This window comes from Pseudomonas sp. Irchel s3a18 (assembly GCF_900187535.1).
In the GTDB taxonomy this organism is placed as follows: Bacteria; Pseudomonadota; Gammaproteobacteria; order Pseudomonadales; family Pseudomonadaceae; genus Aquipseudomonas.
The window spans coordinates 64,042-87,646 of record NZ_FYDV01000022.1; the positions used below are offsets into that span (position 1 = coordinate 64,042).

Genomic DNA, 23,605 nt, shown 5'->3' on the forward strand with positions numbered 1-23,605 from the left:
TATGGAACGTATCGATCACGCTTTGACGTGGAGCCATCTGGGCAGCGAACGCCGGATTTCGGTGTTCCGCTTCGGCAGCGGCGAGCGCAAGGCCTATATCCAGGCCAGCCTGCACGCCGACGAATTGCCGGGGATGCGCACGGCCTGGGAGCTGAAAAAGCGCCTGACCGAACTGGAAGCGCAGGGCGCCCTGAAAGGTGTGATCGAACTGGTGCCGGTGGCCAACCCATTGGGGCTCGGGCAATTGCTGCAAGGCAATCATCAGGGGCGCTTCGAAGCCGGTAGCGGCAAGAATTTCAACCGCGATTTCGTTGAGCTGAGTGCTCCCGTGGCTGCCTTGCTGGAAGGGCGCCTGGGGGATGATGCTCACGCCAATGTGCAACTGATCCGTCAGGCCATGGGCGATGTGTTGGCCGCATTGCCACCGGCCAGCAGCCAGTTGCAGGGCATGCAGCGTGTGCTGCTCGCTCATGCGTGTACGGCGGATGTGGTGCTGGACCTGCATTGCGATGCCGAAGCGGCGTTGCATATGTACGCCTTGCCGCAACACTGGCCGCACTGGCGTTCGTTGGCCGCGCACCTGAATGTGCGGGTCGGTCTGCTGGCGGAAGACTCCGGTGGCAGCTCGTTTGACGAGGCCTGTTCGCTGCCGTGGTTACGTCTGTCCCGGCAGTTTCCCGATGCGCAGATTCCATTAGCCTGCCTGGCGACTACCCTCGAGTTGGGTGGTCAGGCTGATACCGGGCGCCCGACGGCCTGCGCACACGCCGAAGGCATTCTGGCGTTCCTGGCGGAGCAGGGGCTGATCAGTGGTGAATGGCCGAAGCCTTCCCATGAAGCCTGCGAAGGCCTGCCGTTCGACGGCACCGAATTGCTGTTTGCACCGCACCCCGGTGTGGTGAGTTTTTTGCGTCAACCTGGTGAGTGGGTCGAGGCCGGTGACGAGATTTTCGAGGTGATCGATCCTTTGGCTGATCGGGTCAGCACGGTATGTGCTGGTACGGCCGGTGTACTGTTTGCCGTTGAACGGCTGCGGTATGCCCAACCCGGTTTCTGGCTGGCCAAGGTGGCGGGGCGCGAAGCGCTGCGTCACGGGCGCTTGCTCAACGACTGACTGTTTTTGTGAGAACCGACAGCATGTACAAACTTGAAGTCCAAGACCTGCATAAGCGCTATGGCAGTCACGAAGTGCTCAAGGGCGTGTCCCTGAAAGCAGCGGCGGGCGATGTGATCAGCATCATCGGCTCCAGTGGCTCCGGCAAAAGTACCTTCCTGCGTTGCATCAACCTGCTTGAGCAACCCCACGCCGGCAAGATCCTGCTCAACAACGAAGAGCTCAAGCTGGTGGCGAACAAGGATGGCGCGCTGAAGGCGGCCGATCCCAAGCAGCTGCAACGCATGCGTTCGCGCCTGTCGATGGTGTTCCAGCATTTCAACCTGTGGTCGCACATGACCGCGCTGGAAAACATCATGGAAGCGCCGGTGCACGTACTCGGCATGTCCAAGGCTGAGGCTCGTGAAAAGGCCGAGATGTACCTGGCCAAGGTCGGCGTGTCCCATCGCAAGGACGCCTACCCTGGTCACATGTCCGGCGGTGAGCAGCAGCGTGTGGCGATCGCCCGTGCGCTGGCGATGGAGCCTGAGGTGATGCTGTTCGACGAGCCGACTTCGGCGCTGGACCCTGAGCTGGTCGGCGACGTGCTGAAAGTCATGCAGGCCCTGGCCCAGGAAGGCCGGACCATGGTGGTGGTGACCCACGAAATGGGCTTTGCCCGTGAAGTGTCGAACCAACTGGTGTTCCTGCACCAAGGCGTTGTCGAAGAAAGCGGCAACCCGCGTGAAGTGCTGGTCAATCCACAGTCCGAACGCTTGCAGCAATTCCTCTCGGGCAGCCTGAAGTAATCGCTCCCGTTATGCACCCAATTAGGTCATGCTGCGCACCGCGCGCCAGATGGTCTAATTTGGTTGCAGCCGCCTTCGGCTTTTAACACTGTTTTCGTTTCGGATTGCCCGCCATGACTGCCCATCGAATTGGTTTCCTGATTTGGCCCAGCACTAAAGCCTTGACGCTGGCGCTGGCCGAGGAGGCCTTGCGTGTTGCCCAGCGCGTGCATCCGGAAGTGGTTTACGAGTTGGTGTTCCTGCAGGCCGAGCCGCCGGCCGAAGGGGCCTGGCAGCTGCCCGGCGAGGCCTGGACCGGCAAGCTGGAAAATTTCCAGAAGGTGTTTCTGCTCGCCGATGAGCCGCCGACCGCATTGACCCCGGCCCTGAGCAGCGCGCTCAAGCAACTGGTGCGTGCCGGCTGTGTGATCGGTGGTCTGTCGGCCGGGGTGTATCCCCTGGCTCAGCTCGGATTGCTCGATGGTTACCGTGCAGCGGTGCATTGGCGTTGGCAGGATGATTTCGCCGAGCGTTTCCCCAAGGTCATTGCCACCAGTCATCTGTTCGATTGGGATCGTGATCGCCTGACGGCGTGCGGCGGCATGTCGGTGCTCGACCTGTTGCTGGCGGTGCTGGCCCGTGATCACGGTGCCGAGCTGGCCGGTGCGGTGTCCGAAGAACTGGTGGTCGAGCGCATTCGCGAAGGCGGGGAGCGTCAGCGCATTCCGTTGCAAAACCGCCTCGGCTCCAGCCATCCGAAGCTCACGCAAGCCGTGTTGCTGATGGAAGCCAACATCGAAGAGCCGCTCACTACCGACGAAATCGCCCAGCATGTGTGCGTGTCCCGTCGGCAGTTGGAGCGGATTTTCAAGCAGTACCTCAACCGTGTGCCGAGCCAGTACTACCTGGAGTTGCGCCTGAACAAGGCCCGGCAGATGTTGATGCAAACCAGCAAGTCGATCATTCAGATCGGCTTGTCCTGTGGCTTCTCTTCCGGGCCACATTTCTCCAGCGCCTACCGCAACTTCTTCGGCGCCACGCCGCGTGAAGACCGTAACCAGCGCCGCAGCAGCAGCCCATTCGAACTGTCATCGGTACCGTCGGAGCGCGGGTAACGGCGCAGGTCTTGATGACTTGGGGGGATGACTTTCCCCAAGGTGTCGCGGGTATGACAGGTGCAAAAAAGCGCTGTTGATGCCCAGATCAAGATGGAATGGCTTTTCAGCGCATCTCGCAGCAAAGGCTCGGCAAAGGTGCGGATATCCTAGAGGCGTTCGAACGCCTGATCGACTTGATTGGCGTTGAGCATTTTCAGTCTGGCGGACCTGCTGTCCTTCAGGCGTTTGTATCGTACTGATCCTTGAACGTTGAGAAGGCGCCAGGCAAACCCGTGATGAAAGATCGGGGTACGGTAGATGTTACGGGCGGACACACGGCTCGAAATCAAATCCCGGTAGCCCTGCCTCTAACCTGTGCGGCAGTTTAAACTGCGCCTTTGCGACGCTATTTGTCGCATTGCCGTAAACCCGGTCAAAAGCGGGTTTTGCGCTATAAGAAGTTGTCGCTTGGCGGCAAGGCCAAGCTCGAAACTGTCCTTACAATCCTCACCAAGCTCGCCAGTTTCAGGCGGGTGTTTCTCATCAGGAGACTCCGATGTCCGTTGAGCACGCTGCGGTACAACGCGCCGATTTCGATCAGGTAATGGTTCCCAACTACGCGCCTGCCGCCTTCATTCCTGTGCGTGGCGCCGGTTCCCGCGTTTGGGACCAGTCTGGTCGCGAGCTGATCGACTTCGCCGGCGGGATTGCCGTTAACGTATTGGGCCACGCGCATCCGGCGTTGGTCGGTGCCTTGACCGAGCAGGCGAACAAGCTGTGGCACGTGTCCAACGTATTCACCAATGAGCCGGCCCTGCGCCTGGCCCATAAGCTGATCGACGCGACCTTCGCCGAGCGTGTGTTCTTCTGCAACTCCGGGGCTGAAGCCAACGAGGCCGCGTTCAAGCTGGCCCGTCGCGTGGCCCATGATCGTTTCGGTAGCGAGAAGTACGAAATCATCGCCGCGCTCAACAGCTTCCACGGCCGTACCCTGTTCACTGTCAACGTTGGTGGCCAGTCGAAGTACTCCGATGGTTTCGGTCCGAAGATCACCGGTATCACCCATGTGCGGTACAACGATCTGGCCGCGCTCAAAGCTGCTATTTCCGACAAGACCTGCGCCGTGGTGCTGGAGCCGATCCAGGGCGAAGGCGGTGTATTGCCGGCCGAGCTGGCTTACCTGCAAGGCGCTCGTGAACTGTGCACCGCGCACAACGCGCTGCTGGTGTTCGACGAAGTGCAAACCGGCATGGGCCGCAGCGGCAAACTGTTCGCCTACCAGCATTACGGCGTGACGCCGGACATCCTGACCAGCGCCAAGAGCCTGGGCGGCGGTTTCCCGATCGCGGCCATGCTGACCACCGAAGACCTGTCCAAGCACCTGGTCGTCGGCACCCACGGCACCACCTACGGCGGCAACCCGCTGGCGTGTGCGGTTGCTGAAGCGGTGATCGACGTGATCAACACCCCTGAGGTGCTCAATGGCGTCAACGCCAAGCACGACAAGTTCAAGGCCCGCCTGCAGCAGATCGGTGAGCAGTACGGCCTGTTCACTCAGGTGCGTGGCCTGGGCCTGCTGTTGGGTTGCGTGCTGAACGATGCCTGGAAAGGTCGTGCCAAGGACATCTTCAACGCCGCCGAGAAAGAAGGCTTGATGATTCTGCAAGCCGGTCCTGACGTGATTCGCTTCGCGCCAAGCCTGGTGGTGGAAGACGACGACATCGAGCAAGGTCTGGACCGCTTCGAGCGTGCCGTGGCCAAGCTGACTCAAGCCTGATTCGGGCTGCGTGACTGCTCGGCGCCTATGCTTAGGGATGGGCGTCGAGACACATTTTCTGTGCCGGGCCTGCCCGGTATTTTTTTCCGTCGACCGATCGGATCGACCTGTTCTTGATTAAGGAGTGACACCATGCTGGTGATGCGCCCTGCGCAAATGGCTGATCTGGGCGAGGTACAGCGTCTGGCTGCGGACAGCCCGATTGGTGTCACGTCCTTGCCGGACGACGTTGAACGCCTGAGCGACAAGATCGCCGCAAGCGAAGCATCGTTTGCCGCCGAAGTCAGTTTCAACGGTGAGGAAAGCTATTTCTTCGTGCTGGAGGACACCGCCACCGGCAAATTGGTGGGCTGCTCGGCCATCGTGGCCTCGGCCGGTTATTCCGAGCCGTTCTACAGCTTCCGTAATGAAACCTTCGTGCACGCCTCCCGCGAGCTGAAGATCCACAACAAGATCCACGTGCTCTCCCAGTGCCATGACCTGACCGGCAATAGCCTGCTGACCAGCTTCTACGTGCTGCCGGAGCTGGTGGGTTCGGCCTGGTCGGAACTCAACTCCCGCGGTCGTTTGTTGTTCGTCGCCAGCCATCCTGAGCGCTTTGCCGACTCGGTGGTGACCGAGATCGTTGGGTATAGCGACGAGCATGGCGACTCGCCGTTCTGGGATGCCATCGGTCGCAACTTCTTCGACCTCAACTACGCCGAGGCCGAACGTCTGTGCGGGCTCAAGAGCCGGACCTTCCTGGCCGAGCTGATGCCGCATTACCCGATCTACGTGCCGCTGCTGCCGGATTCCGCCCAGGAGGCGATGGGCCAGGTGCATCCACGGGCGCAGATCACCTTCGACATCCTGATGCGTGAAGGCTTCGAAACCGATCACTACATCGACATCTTCGACGGTGGCCCGACCCTGCATGCGCGCGTCTCGGGCATCCGCTCGATTGCCCAGAGCCGTGTGGTGCCGGTGAAGATTGGCGAACCGGTCAAGGGTGCCGGTCGTCAGTACCTGGTGGCCAATGCCCAGTTGCAGGATTACCGCGCCGTCATGCTTGAGCTGGACTATGCGCCGGGCAAGCCCGTGACCCTGGATCTGGAAGCCGCCGAAGCCCTGGGTGTCGGTGAAGGTGCCAGCGTGCGCCTGGTAGCGGTTTAACGCCTGCTGCCCTGCCTGGAAAGAGTCCTGGAAAACAGCGAGTTTCACGGGTGGCCGTTACCGGCTGCCCGTTTGAGGAGATAGCATGATCGTTCGTCCCGTACGCAGCAGCGATTTACCCGCTCTGATCGACCTGGCCCGCAGCACCGGCACCGGCCTGACTACTTTGCCGGCCAACGAAGAGCGCCTGGCGCATCGGGTTGGCTGGGCGGAAAAGACTTTCCGTGGTGAAGCGGAGCGCGGTGACGCGGACTACCTGTTCGTGCTCGAAGACGACGACGGCCGCGTGGTGGGGATCTCCGCCATTGCTGGTGCCGTCGGTCTGCGTGAGCCCTGGTACAACTTTCGGGTCGGCCTGACCGTCAGCGCGTCGCAAGAGTTGAACATTTACCGCGAAATCCCGACGCTGTTCCTGGCCAACGACCTGACCGGTAATTCCGAGTTGTGTTCGTTGTTCCTGCACGCCGATTACCGCACCGGCCTGAACGGGCGCATGCTGGCCAAGGCGCGCATGCTGTTCATCGCCGAGTTCCCACAGCTGTTCGGCAACAAGATCATTGCCGAGATGCGTGGTGTGTCCGATGCCGCGGGCCGTTCGCCGTTCTGGGAAAGCCTGGGTCGGCACTTCTTCAAGATGGAATTCAGCCAGGCCGACTACCTGACCGGCGTGGGCAACAAGGCCTTCATCGCCGAACTGATGCCGAAATTCCCGCTGTACACCTGCTTTCTCTCCGAGGACGCACGCCGCGTGATTGGCCAGGTCCACCCGGACACCGAGCCGGCGCTGGCCATGCTCAAGAGCGAAGGCTTCAGCTACCAGGGTTATGTCGACATCTTCGACGCAGGCCCGGCCGTGGAGTGCGAAACCGGCAAGATTCGTGCGGTGCGCGACAGCCAGGCGCTGGTGCTGGCCATCGGTACCCCCGGTGATGACGCCACCCCATTCCTGATGCATAACCGCAAGCGCGAAGACTGCCGGATCACCGCCGCGCCAGCGCGCTTGGCGGCCGGTACCCTGGTGGTCGATCCGCTGACCGCCAAACGTCTTCAACTCAACGCCGGCGACCAGGTGCGTGCCGTGCCGTTGTCTGCTGCCCGGGAGTCGAAATAATGAATTCGCTATACATCGCAGGTGAGTGGCTGGCCGGTCAGGGCGATGCCTTCGAATCGCTGAACCCGGTGACCCAGCAAGTGCTGTGGTCGGGGCAGGGCGCCAGCGCCGCTCAGGTTGAAAGCGCCGTGCAAGCTGCGCGTCAAGCGTTCCCGGCGTGGGCCAGGCGTACCTTACAAGAGCGTATCGACGTGCTGGAGGCCTTTGCCGCGAGCCTGAAGAACCACGCGGACGAACTGGCCCACTGCATCGGCGAAGAAACCGGTAAACCACTGTGGGAAGCGGCGACGGAAGTGACCAGCATGGTCAACAAGATCGCCATTTCGGTGCAGAGCTACCGTGAGCGGACCGGCGAGAAGAGCGGCCCACTGGGCGATGCCACGGCAGTGCTGCGCCACAAGCCCCATGGCGTGGTCGCGGTGTTCGGGCCTTACAACTTCCCCGGTCACCTGCCTAACGGTCACATCGTGCCCGCGTTGCTGGCGGGTAACAGCGTGCTGTTCAAACCCAGCGAGCTGACACCGAAAGTCGCCGAACTGACGGTCAAGTGCTGGATCGAAGCCGGCCTGCCGGCAGGCGTCCTGAACCTGCTGCAGGGCGCCCGTGAAACCGGGATCGCGCTGGCCGCCAATCCGGGGATAGACGGCCTGTTCTTCACCGGCTCCAGCCGCACCGGCAATCATCTGCATGCGCAGTTCTCCGGTCGTCCGGACAAGATCCTGGCGCTGGAAATGGGCGGCAACAATCCGCTGGTGGTCGATCAGGTGGCTGACCTCGATGCTGCGGTGTACACCATCATCCAGTCCGCGTTCATTTCCGCCGGTCAACGCTGCACCTGTGCTCGTCGCCTGCTGGTCCCGCAAGGTGCATGGGGCGACACGCTGCTGGAGCGCCTGGTGGCGGTCAGCGCAACGATTGAAGTCGGCGCGTTCGATCAGCAACCGGCACCGTTCATGGGCTCGGTGGTTTCGCTGGCAGCGGCCAAGGCACTGATGGATGCGCAAGCGCACCTGCTGGCCAATGGCGCTGTCACGTTGCTGGCAATGACTCAGCCGCAGGCGAATGCCGCCTTGCTGACGCCAGGTATCGTGGATGTGACCGCGGTGGCGGAGCGTCCTGATGAAGAGCTGTTCGGTCCGCTGCTGCAAGTGATTCGCTACGCTGATTTCGAGGCGGCGATTGCCGAGGCCAACGACACCCAATACGGCCTGGCCGCAGGCTTGCTGTCGGATTCCGAAGCGCGTTACCAGCAGTTCTGGCTGGAAAGCCGTGCCGGCATCGTCAACTGGAACAAGCAGCTGACAGGTGCTGCCAGCAGCGCGCCATTCGGTGGCGTGGGTGCTTCGGGCAACCATCGCGCCAGCGCTTACTATGCAGCGGACTATTGCGCGTACCCGGTGGCCTCGCTGGAAACGCCGAGCCTGACGTTGCCGAGCGCGCTGACCCCTGGCGTGCGGATGTCGTAAGACCGCATCGCGACTCGGTGTTGAAGAACAGTTACTGATGCCTATAAAAAACAGATTCGTGGAGCCTCGCTGATGAAATCCTGTGAAGTCAATTTTGACGGTCTAGTGGGGCCGACCCATAACTACGGCGGTCTGTCCTACGGTAACGTTGCGTCCCAGAGCAACAGCCAGCAATCTTCCAATCCCAAGGAAGCGGCGCTGCAAGGCCTGGCGAAAATGAAAGCGCTGATGGACATGGGCTTTGTCCAGGGCGTGCTCGCGCCTCAGGAGCGTCCGGATGTCGGCGCTCTGCGTAACCTGGGTTTCAGCGGTACCGACGCACAGGTGATCGAGCAGGCGGCCAAGCAGGCGATGCCGTTGCTGGTTGCCAGTTGCTCGGCGTCGAGCATGTGGGTGGCCAACGCCGCGACGGTCAGCCCAAGTGCCGACACTGCCGATGGTCGTGTGCACTTCACTGCCGCCAACCTCAACTGCAAATACCACCGCAGCATCGAACACCCGACCACCAGCCGTGTGCTGGGGGCGATGTTCGCTGACCAGAAGCATTTCGCTCACCACGCCGCCCTGCCGGCGGTGGCTCAGTTCGGTGACGAAGGCGCGGCCAACCACACGCGTTTCTGCCGTGATTACGGCGAAGCCGGTGTCGAGTTCTTCGTGTTCGGTCGCAGTGCGTTCGATACCCGTTATCCAGCGCCGCAGAAGTACCCGGCCCGTCAGACCCTGGAAGCATCGCAAGCGGTGGCCCGCTTGCACGGCCTGAGCGATGACGGTGTGGTCTATGCCCAGCAGAATCCATCGGTCATCGACCAGGGCGTGTTCCACAACGACGTGATTGCCGTGGGTAACGGTGAGGCGCTGTTCTATCACGAGGACGCGTTCCTCGATACCGAGCAGATGCTGGCCGAGCTGTCGACCAAGCTCGCCAAACGGGGCGGTCAGTTCAAGGCAATCTGCGTGCCGCGCTCGCAAGTGTCGGTCGAAGACGCCGTACGCTCCTACCTGTTCAACAGTCAGTTGTTGTCGCGCGCCGATGGTTCGATGCTGTTGATCGTGCCGCAGGAGTGCCAGAACAACGAGCGCGTCTGGCAGTACCTGCAGACCCTGACCAGCTCCGGCGGCCTGATCCGCGAGGTGAAGGTGTTCGACCTCAAGCAGAGCATGCAGAACGGCGGCGGGCCGGCGTGCCTGCGACTGCGTGTCGCGCTCAACGAAACCGAGCTGGCGGCGGTCAACCCAGGGGTTATCATGACGGCGCCGTTGTACGGCTCGCTGACCCAATGGGTCGAAAAGCACTACCGTGACCGCATGACCGAAAACGATCTGGCGGACCCACAATTGTTGCTTGAGTGCCGGACGGCACTGGATGAACTGACGCAAATCCTTAAACTGGGCGCGGTTTATCCATTCCAGATCAATTGAAAGCCCGTGCCCTGCTCCCAACGAGCAGGGCGCGCCGCTATATCTCCAGATGAGAGCGTAAACATGAGCGATACCCTGAAGCTGATCCTTGAAGACACCGACGGCACTCAACTGGAAACTTCCTGCACCCGCGTGGCGGTGATGTGGCAAGGCAAGGAACTGTGGATTCAGCACGATGGCCGTGGCCAGTTGCTGATCGGCGTTGATGTCGAAGAAGGCGATGCTGAATACGCCAACCTGCTGCTTCGCCCATTGGCGACTAATCTGGTAAGTCTGCAACTGGAGATGGAACCGGCTGAAATCGGCGACGAAGACCACGTGCACGGTCCGGATTGCAACCACGATCACTAAGGAATTGGCTCTATGCTCGCCCTCGGCAAACTGCTTGAACTGACCCTCGCCGGCCGTGAACCGGCGGAGAAAACTCAACTGACTGTCGAAGGCGTGCGGATGCGCTGGCTGAGTGAAGGTGCGCTGGAAGTCCGCCCACCCCAAGCGCGTGACAATGGCCTGGACCTGCTGTTGTCGGCCGGTATCCACGGCAATGAGACAGCGCCGATCGAATTGCTCGATCGCCTGTTGCACGACATCGCCCGCGGTGACTTGAAGCCGTGTGCACGTATTCTGTTCCTGTTCGGTAATCCCGAGGCCATGCGCCGCGGCGAGCGTTTTATCGAGCAGGATGTCAACCGGCTGTTCAACGGCCGTCACGAACTCAGCAGTGGCTACGAAGCGCTGCGCGCCTGTGAGCTGGAGCGCCTGGCGGCGAGTTTTTTCAACCTGCCGGACCGCGCCCGTTTGCACTACGACCTGCACACCGCGATTCGCGGCTCGAAGATCGAACAGTTTGCGTTGTACCCCTGGAAAGAGGGGCGCCAGCATTCCCGCCGGGAACTGGCCCGTCTGCGTGCAGCCGGGATGGAAGCGGTGTTGTTGCAGAACAAGCCGTCCATCGTGTTCAGCTCGTACACCTACGACAAGCTGGATGCCGAATCCTTCACCCTGGAGTTGGGCAAGGCCCGGCCGTTCGGCCAGAACGAAGGGGTCAACGTTTCGCGCCTTGAAACCCGCCTGAAGCAGATCATCGAAGGCACTGAGCCGCCGATGGCGCAGGAAGGCCTGGAGGGTTTGCAGCTGTTCAGCGTGGCACGGGAAGTCATCAAGCACAGCGACAGCTTCCAGCTGAACTTGCCAGCGGACATCGAGAATTTTTCGGAGTTGGACGTGGGCTATGTACTGGCGGAAGACATTGCCAATACCCGCTGGGTCATCGAAGAGCAGGGCGCCCGGATCATTTTCCCCAACCCCAAGGTGAAGAACGGTCTGCGCGCCGGCATCCTGATCGTGCCGACTGGCGACGAAAGCCTCGTCTGAGCCAAACATAGATCAAATGTGGGAGCGGGCCGGGCGGCGTTCCGCAAGCACGCTCCCACAAGTGTTGTGTTTAGACGGCTAGCGCGTGTGGCTCGCTACGATGCAGGGTACGCATCTTGTGCAGCGTATCGGCGCAGGTCTTCGCCGCTTCCTGGCCCTTGTGCACAAAGTGCTCAAAGAAGAACTTCTGGTGTTCTTCGCCGGCATGGAAGTGATGCGGGGTCAGCACCACCGAGAACACCGGGACTTCGGTTTCCAGCTGAACCTGCATCAGGCCGCTGATCACCGACTGGGCGACGAACTCGTGGCGGTAGATACCGCCGTCAACCACCAGGCCTGCCGCGACGATGCCGGCATAGCGGCCGGACTTGGCCAGCAGCTTGGCATGCAGCGGGATTTCGAAGGCGCCGCCGACTTCAAAAAAGTCGATGTCCGATGCCAGATAGCCCTGAGCGATCATCTCGCTGACGAAGCCCGTGCGGCTTTGGTCAACGATTTCCTTGTGCCAGCATGCCTGGATGAACGCTACGCGCTCGCCTTGATGGTTTTTGCTCTTGCTATCGATTGCGGTGGGTTGCATCTGTTCTGACTCCTGTTTGAGTAAAAAACAGGGCGATATGAATCGAAGGGGATTTGAGGGTGCGTGCAGGTCGAACGTGCAGTGACTGCGCGTTGCCATGGACGGCCCTTTGGTGCCAATCCCGTTCTCTCTTCATCCGGACTATGACCGTCGGCCCCGGGATCACACCGGGTCTGCTGACCTTGTTGTCACTCACGGCCCAAAGCCTGAGTGACATCAAGCGCTCGCGGGCTATACGCATTGCGCGCAATTACCGCCGGTGGGGAGTTGCACCCCGCCCTGAGAACGTTTTGCCGACAGTTTTTCTGGCGGCGAAGCGTTTTTAACACATATTGCGGGGCTGCGCATCGCTGCTTTCTGATGATATACATCAGTTTTTCCGTTGGCCTGAACCGCCTTTTCCTGCGCCCAGCCTTGATTAATCGAGGGGGTGGCCGCAGTAAACCCTCATCTGGGCAATCTTCTTTATCAGCAGCGACGCGAGCGTCCTATTCCGAGGCCTGATTCATGAGTGTTATTGATCTTCGCAGCGACACTGTCACCCAACCGACCGCAGGGATGCTCAAGGCAATGGCCACGGCAGCCACCGGCGACGACGTCTATGGTGAGGATCCGACGGTCAATCGCCTGGAAGCCGAACTGGCCGGTCGACTGGGGTTTGCCGCCGCGTTGTTCGTGCCCACGGGCACCATGAGCAACCTGTTGGGCTTGATGGCCCATTGCGAACGTGGCGATGAGTACATCGTCGGCCAGCAGGCGCACACCTATAAGTACGAAGGCGGTGGTGCGGCGGTGCTGGGGTCGATCCAGCCGCAACCGCTGGAGGTGCAGGCCGATGGCTCGCTGGACCTGGATCAGGTCGCGGCGGCCATCAAGCCGGATGATTTTCACTTCGCCCGGACCCGCCTGCTGGCGCTGGAAAACACCATGCAGGGCAAGGTGTTGCCGTTGCAGTATCTGGAGCGGGCGCGAAGCTTTACCCGTGAACAGGGGCTGTTGCTGCACCTGGATGGTGCCCGGCTGTACAACGCAGCGGTCAAGCTGGGAGTTGATGCCCGGGAAATCACTCGGCACTTCGACTCGGTGTCCGTGTGCCTGTCCAAAGGTCTGGGCGCCCCGGTGGGGTCGGTGTTGTGCGGTTCGGTCGAGATGATCGGCAAGGCCCGGCGCTTGCGCAAGATGGTCGGCGGCGGCATGCGTCAGGCCGGCATTCTGGCGGCTGCGGGCTTGTATGCGCTCGATCACCATGTGCAACGCCTGGCCGATGACCATGCCAACGCGCAGTTTCTGGCCGAGGGCCTGCGTGCGGCCGGTTACGACGTCGAGCCGGTACAGACCAATATGGTTTACGTGCAGATGGGCGATAAAGCCGACGCGATCAAGGCTTTTGCCAGCGAGCGCGGGGTAAAGCTCAGTGCGGCGCCACGGTTGCGGATGGTCACCCACATGGATGTGAGTCGGGCGCAGGTCGAGCAGGTGATCGCGACATTCGTCGAGTTTTCCGGTAAATGACAATGCTGGCCGTCCAATTGACGGTTTCTATCGTATAAACACGCTGTACCGCGCGCGCAGGGCCGATATAATGCGGCCCTTTGCCGTCGCTTCGTCCGTTGACGAAACGCACAGGCCTTTGGCCGCAGCCTCCGTGGAAGAACCTAATGAAAAGCGCAGAAATCCGTGAAGCCTTCCTTCGCTTCTTCGAAGAGCAAGGCCACACCCGTGTAGCCTCCAGCTCTTTGATTCCGGGCAACGACCCAACCCTGCTGTTCACTAACGCGGGGATGAACCAGTTCAAGGACTGCTTCCTGGGCCAGGAAAAGCGCGCGTATACCCGCGCCACCAGCAGCCAGAAGTGCGTACGCGCCGGCGGCAAGAACAGCGACCTGGAAAACGTCGGTTATACCGCTCGTCACCACACCTTTTTCGAAATGCTGGGCAACTTCAGCTTCGGCGATTACTTCAAGCGTGATGCCATCACCTACGCCTGGACCTTCCTGACCGGCGTGCTGATGCTGCCAAAGGAAAAGCTCTGGGTGACCGTCTACGCCTCCGATGACGAGGCCTATGACATCTGGACCCAGGACATCGGCGTCCCGGTCGAGCGCATGATCCGCATCGGCGACAACAAGGGTGCGCCTTACGCCTCCGATAACTTCTGGACCATGGGCGATACCGGCCCGTGCGGTCCTTGCACCGAGATCTTCTACGATCACGGCGCCGATATCTGGGGTGGCCCACCGGGCTCGCCGGAAGAAGACGGCGACCGTTACATTGAGATCTGGAACAACGTGTTCATGCAGTTCAACCGCACCGCCGATGGCGTGTTGCATCCATTGCCAGCCCCGTCGGTCGACACCGGCATGGGCCTGGAGCGGATCAGCGCGGTGATGCAGCACGTGCACTCGAACTATGAGATCGACCTGTTCAAGAACCTGCTGAGCGCTTCGGCCAAGGCTATCGGTTGCAGCAATGACGACCAGTCTTCGCTCAAGGTCGTTTCCGACCACATCCGTTCGTGCGGTTTCCTGATCGCCGACGGCGTGCTGCCGTCCAACGAAGGTCGTGGCTATGTCCTGCGCCGGATCATCCGTCGTGCGTGCCGTCACGGTAACAAGCTGGGTGCGACCGGCAGCTTCTTCCACAAGATCGTCGCGGCCCTGGTGGCCGAGATGGGCGAAGCCTTCCCGGAACTCAAGCAGCAGCAGGCCAACATCGAGCGTGTGCTCAAGGCCGAGGAAGAGCAGTTCTCCAAGACCCTGGAGCACGGCCTGAAGATCCTCGAGCAGGACCTGGCTGAACTCAAGGGCACCGTGGTGCCGGGCGACGTGGTGTTCAAGTTGTACGACACCTACGGTTTCCCGATGGACCTGACCGCCGACATCGCCCGTGAGCGTGAGCTGACCATCGACGAGGAAGGTTTCGAGCGCGAGATGGAAGCCCAGCGCGTGCGTGCCCGTTCGGCCAGTTCGTTCGGCCTGGACTACAACACCCTGGTCAAGGTTGACGTGGCCACCGAGTTCACCGGCTACACCGATACCCGTGGTTTGGCAAAAATCGTTGCGCTGTATAAAGATGGCCAGTCGGTCGACGTATTGAGCGAAGGCGATGAGGGCGTGATCGTTCTCGACAAGACGCCGTTCTACGCCGAGTCCGGTGGCCAGGTCGGTGATTGCGGTTACCTGCAGGCGGGCAGCGCGCGTTTCGACGTGCGTGACACCACCAAGACCGGCGGCGCCTTCCTGCACCACGGTATCCTGGATTCGGGCAGCCTGGTCGTCGGTGCGCCGGTCGAGACCCACGTTGACGCCGAGGTGCGTCACGCCACGTCGTTGAACCACTCCGCGACTCACTTGCTGCACGCCGCATTGCGTCAGGTGCTGGGCGATCACGTTCAGCAGAAAGGCTCGTTGGTCGACAGTCAGCGCCTGCGCTTTGACTTCAGCCACTTCGAAGCCATCAAGCCTGAGCAGATCAAGGCGCTGGAAGAAATCGTCAACGCCGAGATTCGCCGGAACTCCGAGGTCGAAACCGAAGAGACCGACATCGAAACCGCCAAACGCAAGGGCGCCATGGCGCTGTTCGGCGAGAAGTACGGCGACGACGTGCGGGTACTGAGCATGGGCGGCGACTTCTCCGTTGAACTGTGTGGTGGTATCCACGCCAACCGTACCGGCGACATCGGCCTGCTGAAAATCATCAGCGAAGGCGGTGTGGCGTCCGGCGTGCGCCGTATCGAAGCACTCACCGGTGCCGCGGCGCTGGCTTACCTGAACGCTGCGCAAGAGCAGCTCAAGGAAGCGGCCAACCTGGTCAAGGGTAGCCCTGACAACCTGATCGACAAGCTGTCGGCTGTGCTTGAGCGCAACCGTATGCTGGAGAAGCAACTCGAGCAGTTGCAAGCCAAGGCCGCCAGCGCGGCGGGTGACGACCTGTCGGCTTCTGCCCTGGACGTCAAAGGCGTGAAAGTACTGGCCGTGCGTCTGGACGGTCAGGATGGCAAGGCGCTGCTGGCGCTGGTCGATCAACTGAAAAACAAACTCGGCCGCGCAGTGATCCTGCTCGGCAGTGTCCATGAGGAAAAGGTCGTGCTGGTTGCCGGTGTGACCAAAGACCTGACTGGCCAACTCAAAGCCGGTGATTTGATGAAGCAAGCCGCTGCGGCAGTGGGCGGGAAGGGCGGTGGTCGTCCGGACATGGCGCAAGGCGGTGGTACTGACGCTGGCGCACTGGACGCGGCCTTGGCCCTGACTGTTCCATTTGTAGAGCAGGGTTTATAAGGCAGAGTGCCTGGCCCGCAGTCTAGTGGTGGGTCAGGCAGCTGTTTGAGTGATTATTGGGCGCCCTTCATGGGCAGAGGCGGCTTTGAAATGGCTTTGATCGTACAGAAATTTGGAGGCACCTCGGTCGGCACTGTCGAGAGAATCGAGCAGGTCGCCGACAAGGTTAAGAAATTCCGCGATGCCGGCGATGACCTGGTGGTTGTGCTGTCTGCAATGAGCGGCGAAACCAACCGTCTGATCGATCTGGCCAAGCAAATCAGTGGTGAGGATCAACCGGTTCCCCGTGAGCTGGACGTTATCGTCTCCACCGGTGAGCAGGTGACGATTGCACTGCTGGCCATGGCGCTGATCAAGCGTGGCATTCCTGCGGTGTCCTACACCGGTAACCAGGTGCGGATTCTGACGGACAGTGCGCACAATAAAGCGCGTATCTTGCAGATTGATGACCAGAAGATTCGCGGTGACCTGAAGGCGGGTCGCGTGGTTGTAGTCGCCGGTTTCCAGGGCGTCGACGAGCACGGCAACATCACCACCCTGGGGCGTGGCGGTTCCGACACCACCGGCGTGGCACTGGCAGCAGCCCTGAAAGCTGATGAATGTCAGATCTATACCGACGTCGATGGTGTATATACCACTGACCCGCGTGTTGTGTCCGTGGCCCAGCGCCTGGACAAGATTACCTTCGAAGAGATGCTGGAAATGGCCAGCCTCGGTTCCAAGGTGCTGCAGATCCGTGCGGTCGAGTTCGCCGGCAAGTACAACGTTCCGCTGCGCGTACTGCACAGCTTCAAGGAGGGTCCGGGCACCCTCATTACTATCGATGAAGAGGAAACCATGGAACAGCCGATCATTTCCGGCATCGCTTTCAATCGCGATGAAGCCAAGCTGACCATCCGTGGCGTGCCAGACACCCCGGGCGTGGCCTTCAAGATTCTCGGCCCTATCAGCGCCGCGAATATCGAAGTCGACATGATCGTGCAGAACGTTGCGCACGATAACACCACGGACTTCACCTTCACCGTACACCGCAACGACTACCAGGCGGCCCAGGCCGTGCTGGAGAACACGGCTCGCGAGATCGGTGCCCGTGAAGTGGTGGGTGATACCAAGATCGCCAAGGTATCGATCGTTGGCGTTGGCATGCGTTCTCACGCAGGCGTCGCCAGCCGCATGTTCGAAGCCCTGGCCAAGGAAACCATCAACATCCAGATGATTTCCACCTCGGAGATCAAGGTCTCGGTCGTGATCGAAGAGAAGTATCTGGAGCTGGCTGTGCGCGCGCTGCACACAGCCTTCGAACTGGACGCACCGGCCCCACAGGGCGAGTGATGCGTTGCCCGGAGGGCGCGGCCTGACCGCGCCCTTTATTTTTTTGAGTGGTGCGCGCAAGCCTGTTCTTTTGCGCGCGCTAGTCAATACTTAGGCGTGAAGAGCTGCGACCGCTCCGGTTGCAGGTCGAGCGCTTTTTTTTTGCAGACTGTTGTCCCTGAACTGAAATGCGTGAGGAGAAAGGTATGCTGATTCTGACTCGTCGGTGCGCAGAAAGCCTGATTATTGGTGATGGCGAAATCACCGTAACCGTGCTCGGCGTTAAAGGAAATCAAGTGCGCATCGGCGTTAACGCACCCAAAGAGGTCGCGGTTCACCGTGAGGAAATCTACCTGCGTATAAAGAAAGAGAAGGACGAAGAACCAACTCATTAATTTTTATCGATTTTTATGTTTGCAAACGGGGAAAAGGTTGGTTAAGATACGCCCCGTGTTGCGGAGAGCTGGCCGAGTGGCCGAAGGCGCTCCCCTGCTAAGGGAGTACACCTCAAAAGGGTGTCGGGGGTTCGAATCCCCCGTTCTCCGCCATTATTTGTTTAGCACGTTGTAATCAGGCTTCTTCGGTAAGTTGTTGAAATTACTAGAAAAAGTGCTTGGAAAAAAGATTCGACGGACTATAATGCGCAGCACCAAATGCACTCGTAGCTCAGCTGGATAGAGTACTCGGCTACGAACCGAGCGGTCACAGGTTCGAATCCTGTCGAGTGCACCATTTAAAGGGTTGTTTGCAGTCATGCAGGCAACCTTGTTTCAATCAGTTGTGATCTGGTTTAAAAGCACATATGCACTCGTAGCTCAGCTGGATAGAGTACTCGGCTACGAACCGAGCGGTCACAGGTTCGAATCCTGTCGAGTGCACCATTTAAAGGTTGTTTGCAGTCATGCAGGTAACCTGGCTTCAACCAGTTGTGATCTGGTCTAAAAGTACACATGCACTCGTAGCTCAGCTGGATAGAGTACTCGGCTACGAACCGAGCGGTCACAGGTTCGAATCCTGTCGAGTGCACCAAACACCAAAAAGCCTGCGTCTAACGCGGGCTTTTTGCTGTCCTGGATTTGGCTTTTGCATATCCTTTCTCGTTGAGCGCGGTCTGTGCGTTCCGGGTTCCTTTTCCGCTGTAGTGCCAGTCTCGTCTGCTCGTCTTGTCCAGTGTCCCGGCTACGCTTTCTGCGTCCCGCAGGCTCACGCCAAAAAATACTCATTGATTGATGGTCGCTTCGCGACGTTCTGTCTTCAGGGCGGTCTAGTCTGAGGGGCGTGGCGAGATTTTTCGGTGCGGGTGTGTTTTCTTTTCAGAAAGAGTCGTCGCAGTTTCACAGGTGTGGAGAGTGCTCAGGTTTATCTCGCAAGCGCTTGTTCTGGGCTGGATTTTTTAACGTTTAAAAACGCCAAGCGGTGTATCATTGCGCCCGTCAGCCCCGCCGGGGCTTTTGGATTACCTCCATGGACTTACCCAGTAGTTACTCACTATTTCGTTTTACCAATCATGAATTGACTGATTGATCCTTCCGGCGTGCCCCGCTGCTGGGAGTGGAGTTCGCCTATGACTGAAGTTGAAGTAAAAAAAACGCAAGAAAGCTTGCAGGACCGCCTTGCTCAAGTCGTTGAGCTGCTGCATCGCCAGCGGGTGGTCGAAGACCTGACCCACCGTCAGGAAGGTGCTCATCACGATCGGGTCGAGAACCTGGTCCACCGGCAGAACCTCGTCGAGTTGCAACGCAAGCTCGATGATCTGCACTCCGCCGACGTTGCCTACATCCTTGAAGCGCTTCCGCTCGTCGACCGCCTGACGGTCTGGCAGTTGGTCAAGGCCGAGCGTGACGGCGACATCCTGCTTGAAGTCTCCGACTCCGTTCGTGAAACCCTGATCGCCGACATGGACGATCACGAGCTCCTGGCAGCCGCCAAGGAGATGGACGCCGACGAACTTGCTGACCTGGCCCCCGAGCTGCCGCGAGACGTCGTCCACGAGCTGATGGAAGCCCTCGATGGCCAACAGCGTGAGCGTGTCCGCTCCGCGTTGTCCTATGACGAGGAGCAGGTCGGCGCCTTGATGGACTTCGAGATGGTGACGATCCGTGAGGATGTCAGTCTTGAAGTAGTCTTGCGTTACTTGCGTCGCCTCAAAGAGCTGCCGAGCCATACCGACAAACTGTTCGTGGTGGACTATGACGGCGTGCTCAAGGGCGTCCTGCCGATCAAGCGACTGTTGGTCAACGATCCCGACAAGCAGGTTTCGGAGGTCATGGCCAGCGACCCGGTGAGCTTTCACCCGGATGAAGATGCCTATGACGCCGCCCAGGCCTTCGAGCGTTATGACCTGATTTCGGCCCCGGTGGTCGACAAGAACAACAAGTTGATTGGTCGTTTGACCATCGATGAAATGGTCGACCTGATCCGTGAAGAGAGCGAAACCGAAGTGCTCAACATGGCGGGTCTGCGTGAAGAAGAAGATATCTTCGCCTCGGTCTGGAAGTCCTTGCGTAACCGTTGGGCGTGGCTGGCGGTCAACCTGATCACGGCGTTCGTTGCCTCGCGGGTGATCGGGTTGTTTGAAGGTTCTATCGAGAAGCTGGTGGCCCTGGCGGCATTGATGCCGATCGTAGCGGGCATTGGCGGCAACTCGGGCAACCAGACCATCACCATGATCGTCCGCGCCATGGCGCTTGATCAGGTCAGCACCGGCAATACCTCGCGCCTGATGCGCAAGGAGTTGGCGGTAGGCTTGATCAACGGCCTGGTCTGGGGAGGTGTCATTGGCGTGGTGGCTTACCTGCTTTATGGCAGCTGGTCGCTGGGGGTGGTGATGACGGCCGCCATGACGCTCAACCTGTTGCTGGCGGCGTTGATGGGGGTCTTGATCCCGATGACCCTGGCACGCCTGGGGCGCGATCCTGCCATGGGCGCCAGTGTGATGATCACGGCGATGACCGACAGTGGTGGTTTCTTTATCTTCCTCGGGCTGGCGACGATTTTCCTGCTCTGAGTCATTGAGGCGTGACCTTGCTCGAATGAGCGGGGTCGCGCACCTTCAATTTTTCCTGGATAAACCTGATGCCGATGGCGACTGAGCGTGCCGACGAGCAGACGAGTGCCTGAATGCCAGGCAAAAAAAAGCCAGCCCATGGCTGGCTTGAACTCTCGGGATGGAATCAGGCTGGGTTTGCGGCCATTTCTGCGTCATGGGCAATCAGTGAAACCAGCGCGTTTTGCTGGCGGTGGGACAGTTGGCGGAAGCGTTGCAGCAGTTCGCGTTCGTGCAATGACAGCTCGGGGCTGTCCAGGCGCATGCTCAGCTCTTCGCCCAGCGCGCCTTCCTGAATAAGACTCTGCTCCAGTCGCGCGATGATTTCGGAGTTCATGCTGCGATGATGGTTGCGTGCCACCTCGGCAATGCGTTCACGCATTCCGTCTGGCAGGCGTACGACGAATTTGTCAGCCGTACGGCTGGAATAAATTGCCTGTTTCAATGGGCGCATATATTTAACCGGTTAGTTCAGGGGAGCGGTTCTCGGAATTGGCCGCGGGATGTCAGTAGGACAAGCTCGACCGCCAAATGTTCAACCTGAATTGATAAGAGGCCCGCATCATGCCTCAAATAAGCCAGATCCTTGGCGCCAATTCTGTGACAAATATTGAACTGGTGGCAGGCATTATGCCAGCACCAATTATCAGAAATGCGGACTGGTTTGAAAACACTCATGCCATCCGAATGACTGATCGCATCCTTTTACCTGACAGGCGGGTTCGTACTTTGTTCCTTGCCTTATACAGAATAGTGGCATGTAGCCGATTTGCTAGGGCGGGCAGGTAATGGGGGGAGAGGGCGGCATGGGTGGCAGACTGATTTATCTGATGGGGCCGTCTGGGTCTGGCAAGGACAGCCTGATCGACGCGGCTCGCGATGCTTTGGCGCGCCTGGATTGTGTCGTGGCGCGCAGGGTGATTACCCGATCGCCCGAGTCGGTCGGAGAGGCAGCCATTGGCGTTACACCCCAGGCTTTCGCCGAACTGGCGAGCCAGGGCGGCTTTGCGCTGAGCTGGCACGCCAACGGGCTGGATTACGGTATACCCGTGCAGATTGATCAGTGGCTGGCTGAAGGGCATCACGTGCTGGTCAATGGTTCAAGGGGGCATTTGCCACTAGCCAGGGAGCGCTATCCAGCGCTGCTGCCCATTCTGTTGACCGTCAGCTCTGAGGTGTTACGCAGGCGCCTTGAGCGGCGAGGGCGTGAAAGCGCGATGGAGATCGAGGCCCGGCTTGAGCGTAATACCCTGTTCGCCAGTCGTGCCGACGAGGATCAAGCGCAAGGCATATTCCTGCTGGATAACTCCGGTGAGTTGTCGTCGGCGGTGAGTCGCTTGCTCGATCTATTAAGGCGCGAAGGTATCCACGAAACGCAGCTGGAGGAGTGATGGGGCGCCAGGCTCCGTGTTGCTATCAGGAGATTGTCGGGCGGATATGATTGCCTACACTTAAAAAGCCCCACAGACGACATGACAAACCCGGGGTTGCCCGTTAACATGCTCGCCGTCCATCGCGCCGCATGTCCTGGCGGCCGGCCAGTGTCTCAGTAGCTCAATTGGATAGAGCATCCCCCTCCTAAGGGGAAGGTTGGCAGTTCGAACCTGCCCTGGGACACCATATTCTTCAAGGCTTTCGCCGGTTATTCCTACCAGATCAGGGAAGCGCTACCAGCAGCGTACCAGCGTCAGCAAAAAAGGCCCCGCACTGAACTATCAGGCGGGGCCTTTTTTGTTGGCGCTGAATTTACCGGTTAACCCTTCCTCGCACATACAAGTCAGCGATTTGCGATCGTCATTGAAGACGCTGACCGACCATCTCCACCAAGCTGTGGTGTCGTTTCTTTAAACGACACCCTCCACCTTTGAGAGCTCGACAAGCCGTGTTTGTTCCTACACAGAGTGTCGTTTTCTACACGACTATTTGGCGGGTTGCTGTATCGCCCCTCGATTTAGCCCTACACCGTTGTACCTGGTCATGTCGGTTCGCGTTTGACCAGGTGCGCGGTCTTGCCTCGGTTTGAAATGGGGGCAAGTCGAGCTGCTGCCGAAGTCGCGCTTGAAACGCGGAAGTGAGCGCGAACCATCCTCGGTTTGGAACAGCAGATGGCCTGTTGATCCTGCACGGGTTTCGCGATTTAAAATGCCAAAACCCATAGTGCGCATTATTCCGATTTCAAATCGGAGAACGTTGGGCGATACCGTGGCAACCACGCTGGCAACATTCATGGTCTGTCCTCCATTGGGGAGTCGTAGGTCGCCCGAAAACCCGCCCCCACAGCACAGCGGCGCCCTCTGGGGGGCATAACAGGGCCGGCAGTGCATGAGGTGGTTGATGTAGTGGCCCCGCGTCTGGCGCCACTCCAGGCTGGCAGCGCTGGCGTGTGGACTGGTTGCGAGTTGAGTAGGGCGCTCGATGCGGTTGACAGCCACCAGGTGGGCGAGGGCGACTAGCCACTTTTGGCGAGTCGGTACCGGCCATGGTCGGAGGCATGTGATCGAGCAGACCAGAAAGGAGACTCATGGCGTCCCTCTGTCGCGATTGTCCGCCATCCAATGTGTGACTGGTTTCAAAAAACGGGGGAACGGGGGAACAGTGGGAACAGCCAATGTTTCCGGGGGCTTGAGCGGGGGGACTTGTACCCCAGTGTTTTTTTGGGGGAACAGAAACAGCCAGAACAGCGGAAAGATCGACCGAGAAGGCAGCTCATCAGCAAGACCAAAATGCGGCGCAGTCTCCGCGTTGGAGGGGGTCGTTTTGAGGAATGACACCCCCCGTATATTCCCGTTGTAATTGGTCGAGATGAAATGACGGATCACCTCCGCGTTTAAAACGCGGGAGCGAGCGCGAGCTATCACCGGTAAAGACTGGCAGATAGTCGAGTTAACCAGGTCAAATGCTTAGTTAACCGGGCTACAGGCCACGGCTCACAAGGCTTTCAGCCCAGTTAACCAAGCGAGTTAACCAGTTAACTAACTTTGGCGGGGTGTAGTGGTCTAATGAAACCGGACACCCATTTAGGTGAGAATGCTCGCCAGATCGAGGTGTCAGATGACCAAACAACGCCGTTCCTTTTCTGCTGAATTCAAACGCGAGGCTGCCGACCTCGTGCTC

At 59.6% G+C, this 23,605-nt stretch carries 19 protein-coding genes, 5 tRNA genes and 1 riboswitch; of the genes, 21 read left to right on the top strand and 3 right to left on the bottom strand.

The annotated features are described in order from the left end of the window. Position 1 precedes the first annotated feature (1 nt). The 10 genes from CKW29_RS22915 (at position 2) to astE (ending at position 11,277) form a co-directional block, all read left to right on the top strand. A complete protein-coding gene (locus CKW29_RS22915; RefSeq protein ID WP_095146945.1) occupies positions 2–1,114 on the top strand; it encodes a M14 family metallopeptidase in 1,113 nt (370 codons plus the stop codon). 23 nt (positions 1,115–1,137) lie between these two features. Next, positions 1,138–1,902 carry an ABC transporter ATP-binding protein gene (locus CKW29_RS22920; RefSeq protein WP_095146944.1) on the top strand — a complete coding sequence of 255 codons (765 nt, stop codon included), beginning with the start codon at positions 1,138–1,140 and terminating at the stop codon, positions 1,900–1,902. Between the two features lie 113 nt (positions 1,903–2,015). Further along, positions 2,016–2,996, top strand: a complete 981-nt coding sequence (argR, locus tag CKW29_RS22925; RefSeq protein ID WP_095146943.1) for a transcriptional regulator ArgR — start codon at positions 2,016–2,018, stop codon at positions 2,994–2,996. Between the two features lie 538 nt (positions 2,997–3,534). Next, positions 3,535–4,755 carry an aspartate aminotransferase family protein gene (locus CKW29_RS22930; protein WP_095149167.1) on the top strand — a complete coding sequence of 407 codons (1,221 nt, stop codon included), beginning with the start codon at positions 3,535–3,537 and terminating at the stop codon, positions 4,753–4,755. Positions 4,756–4,887: 132 nt separating this feature from the next. Then, a complete protein-coding gene (gene aruF, locus CKW29_RS22935) occupies positions 4,888–5,907 on the top strand; it encodes an arginine/ornithine succinyltransferase subunit alpha (RefSeq protein WP_095146941.1) in 1,020 nt (339 codons plus the stop codon). 85 nt (positions 5,908–5,992) lie between these two features. Further along, the gene (gene astA / locus CKW29_RS22940; protein ID WP_095149168.1) at positions 5,993–7,018 is read left to right on the top strand and encodes an arginine N-succinyltransferase; all 1,026 of its coding nucleotides are present in this window, start codon (positions 5,993–5,995) and stop codon (positions 7,016–7,018) included. After that, positions 7,015–8,484 carry a succinylglutamate-semialdehyde dehydrogenase gene (gene astD / locus CKW29_RS22945; RefSeq protein WP_177452467.1) on the top strand — a complete coding sequence of 490 codons (1,470 nt, stop codon included), beginning with the start codon at positions 7,015–7,017 and terminating at the stop codon, positions 8,482–8,484. The genes astA and astD overlap by 4 nt, the downstream gene beginning before the upstream one ends. 72 nt (positions 8,485–8,556) lie before the next feature. Then, on the top strand, positions 8,557–9,903 hold the full coding sequence (gene astB / locus CKW29_RS22950) for an N-succinylarginine dihydrolase (RefSeq protein ID WP_095146938.1): 1,347 nt from the start codon (positions 8,557–8,559) through the stop codon (positions 9,901–9,903). A 63-nt stretch (positions 9,904–9,966) separates the two neighbouring features. After that, positions 9,967–10,254 carry a topoisomerase II gene (locus CKW29_RS22955; protein ID WP_095083556.1) on the top strand — a complete coding sequence of 96 codons (288 nt, stop codon included), beginning with the start codon at positions 9,967–9,969 and terminating at the stop codon, positions 10,252–10,254. A gap of 12 nt (positions 10,255–10,266) precedes the next feature. Then, positions 10,267–11,277, top strand: coding sequence for a succinylglutamate desuccinylase (astE, locus tag CKW29_RS22960; RefSeq protein WP_095149170.1), 1,011 nt, complete (start codon positions 10,267–10,269; stop codon positions 11,275–11,277). Positions 11,278–11,347: 70 nt separating this feature from the next. Here astE and CKW29_RS22965 read toward each other — a convergent pair whose 3' ends face one another. Beyond that, a complete protein-coding gene (locus CKW29_RS22965) occupies positions 11,348–11,857 on the bottom strand; it encodes a 6,7-dimethyl-8-ribityllumazine synthase (protein ID WP_095146936.1) in 510 nt (169 codons plus the stop codon). Between the two features lie 119 nt (positions 11,858–11,976). After that, positions 11,977–12,148: riboswitch (FMN riboswitch) on the bottom strand. 216 nt (positions 12,149–12,364) lie between these two features. Here CKW29_RS22965 and ltaE point away from each other — a divergent pair. The 9 genes from ltaE (at position 12,365) to mgtE (ending at position 20,452) form a co-directional block, all read left to right on the top strand. Then, the gene (ltaE, locus tag CKW29_RS22970) at positions 12,365–13,369 is read left to right on the top strand and encodes a low-specificity L-threonine aldolase (protein WP_095149171.1); all 1,005 of its coding nucleotides are present in this window, start codon (positions 12,365–12,367) and stop codon (positions 13,367–13,369) included. Between the two features lie 146 nt (positions 13,370–13,515). Further along, on the top strand, positions 13,516–16,134 hold the full coding sequence (gene alaS, locus CKW29_RS22975; protein ID WP_095149172.1) for an alanine--tRNA ligase: 2,619 nt from the start codon (positions 13,516–13,518) through the stop codon (positions 16,132–16,134). Positions 16,135–16,224: 90 nt separating this feature from the next. Continuing rightward, positions 16,225–17,466, top strand: coding sequence for an aspartate kinase (locus CKW29_RS22980; RefSeq protein ID WP_095083544.1), 1,242 nt, complete (start codon positions 16,225–16,227; stop codon positions 17,464–17,466). A gap of 185 nt (positions 17,467–17,651) precedes the next feature. Beyond that, entirely contained in the window at positions 17,652–17,840 is a 189-nt protein-coding gene (csrA, locus tag CKW29_RS22985; protein WP_010226667.1) for a carbon storage regulator CsrA, read from the top strand. Positions 17,841–17,902: 62 nt separating this feature from the next. Next, positions 17,903–17,993, top strand: a tRNA-Ser gene (locus CKW29_RS22990). Between the two features lie 107 nt (positions 17,994–18,100). Beyond that, positions 18,101–18,177: transfer RNA gene (locus tag CKW29_RS22995), tRNA-Arg, on the top strand. Between the two features lie 72 nt (positions 18,178–18,249). After that, positions 18,250–18,326: transfer RNA gene (locus CKW29_RS23000), tRNA-Arg, on the top strand. A 71-nt stretch (positions 18,327–18,397) separates the two neighbouring features. Then, positions 18,398–18,474: transfer RNA gene (locus CKW29_RS23005), tRNA-Arg, on the top strand. A gap of 535 nt (positions 18,475–19,009) precedes the next feature. Continuing rightward, on the top strand, positions 19,010–20,452 hold the full coding sequence (gene mgtE, locus CKW29_RS23010; RefSeq protein ID WP_095146933.1) for a magnesium transporter: 1,443 nt from the start codon (positions 19,010–19,012) through the stop codon (positions 20,450–20,452). Positions 20,453–20,618: 166 nt separating this feature from the next. Here the strand turns inward: mgtE and CKW29_RS23015 are convergent, their stop codons facing one another. Beyond that, positions 20,619–20,945, bottom strand: a complete 327-nt coding sequence (locus CKW29_RS23015; RefSeq protein WP_095083540.1) for an Arc family DNA-binding protein — start codon at positions 20,943–20,945, stop codon at positions 20,619–20,621. Positions 20,946–21,297: 352 nt separating this feature from the next. Between CKW29_RS23015 and phnN the strand changes: the two genes are divergently transcribed. Together phnN and CKW29_RS23030 are read left to right on the top strand one after the other, a co-directional pair. Then, the gene (gene phnN, locus CKW29_RS23025; protein ID WP_095149174.1) at positions 21,298–21,882 is read left to right on the top strand and encodes a phosphonate metabolism protein/1,5-bisphosphokinase (PRPP-forming) PhnN; all 585 of its coding nucleotides are present in this window, start codon (positions 21,298–21,300) and stop codon (positions 21,880–21,882) included. Positions 21,883–22,034: 152 nt separating this feature from the next. Then, positions 22,035–22,111, top strand: a tRNA-Arg gene (locus CKW29_RS23030). Positions 22,112–23,404: 1,293 nt separating this feature from the next. On the opposite strand, the gene CKW29_RS25865 is transcribed toward CKW29_RS23030, so the two are convergent. Further along, a partial coding sequence (locus CKW29_RS25865; protein ID WP_218192190.1) for a hypothetical protein occupies positions 23,405–23,605 on the bottom strand: 201 nt, incomplete at its 5' end.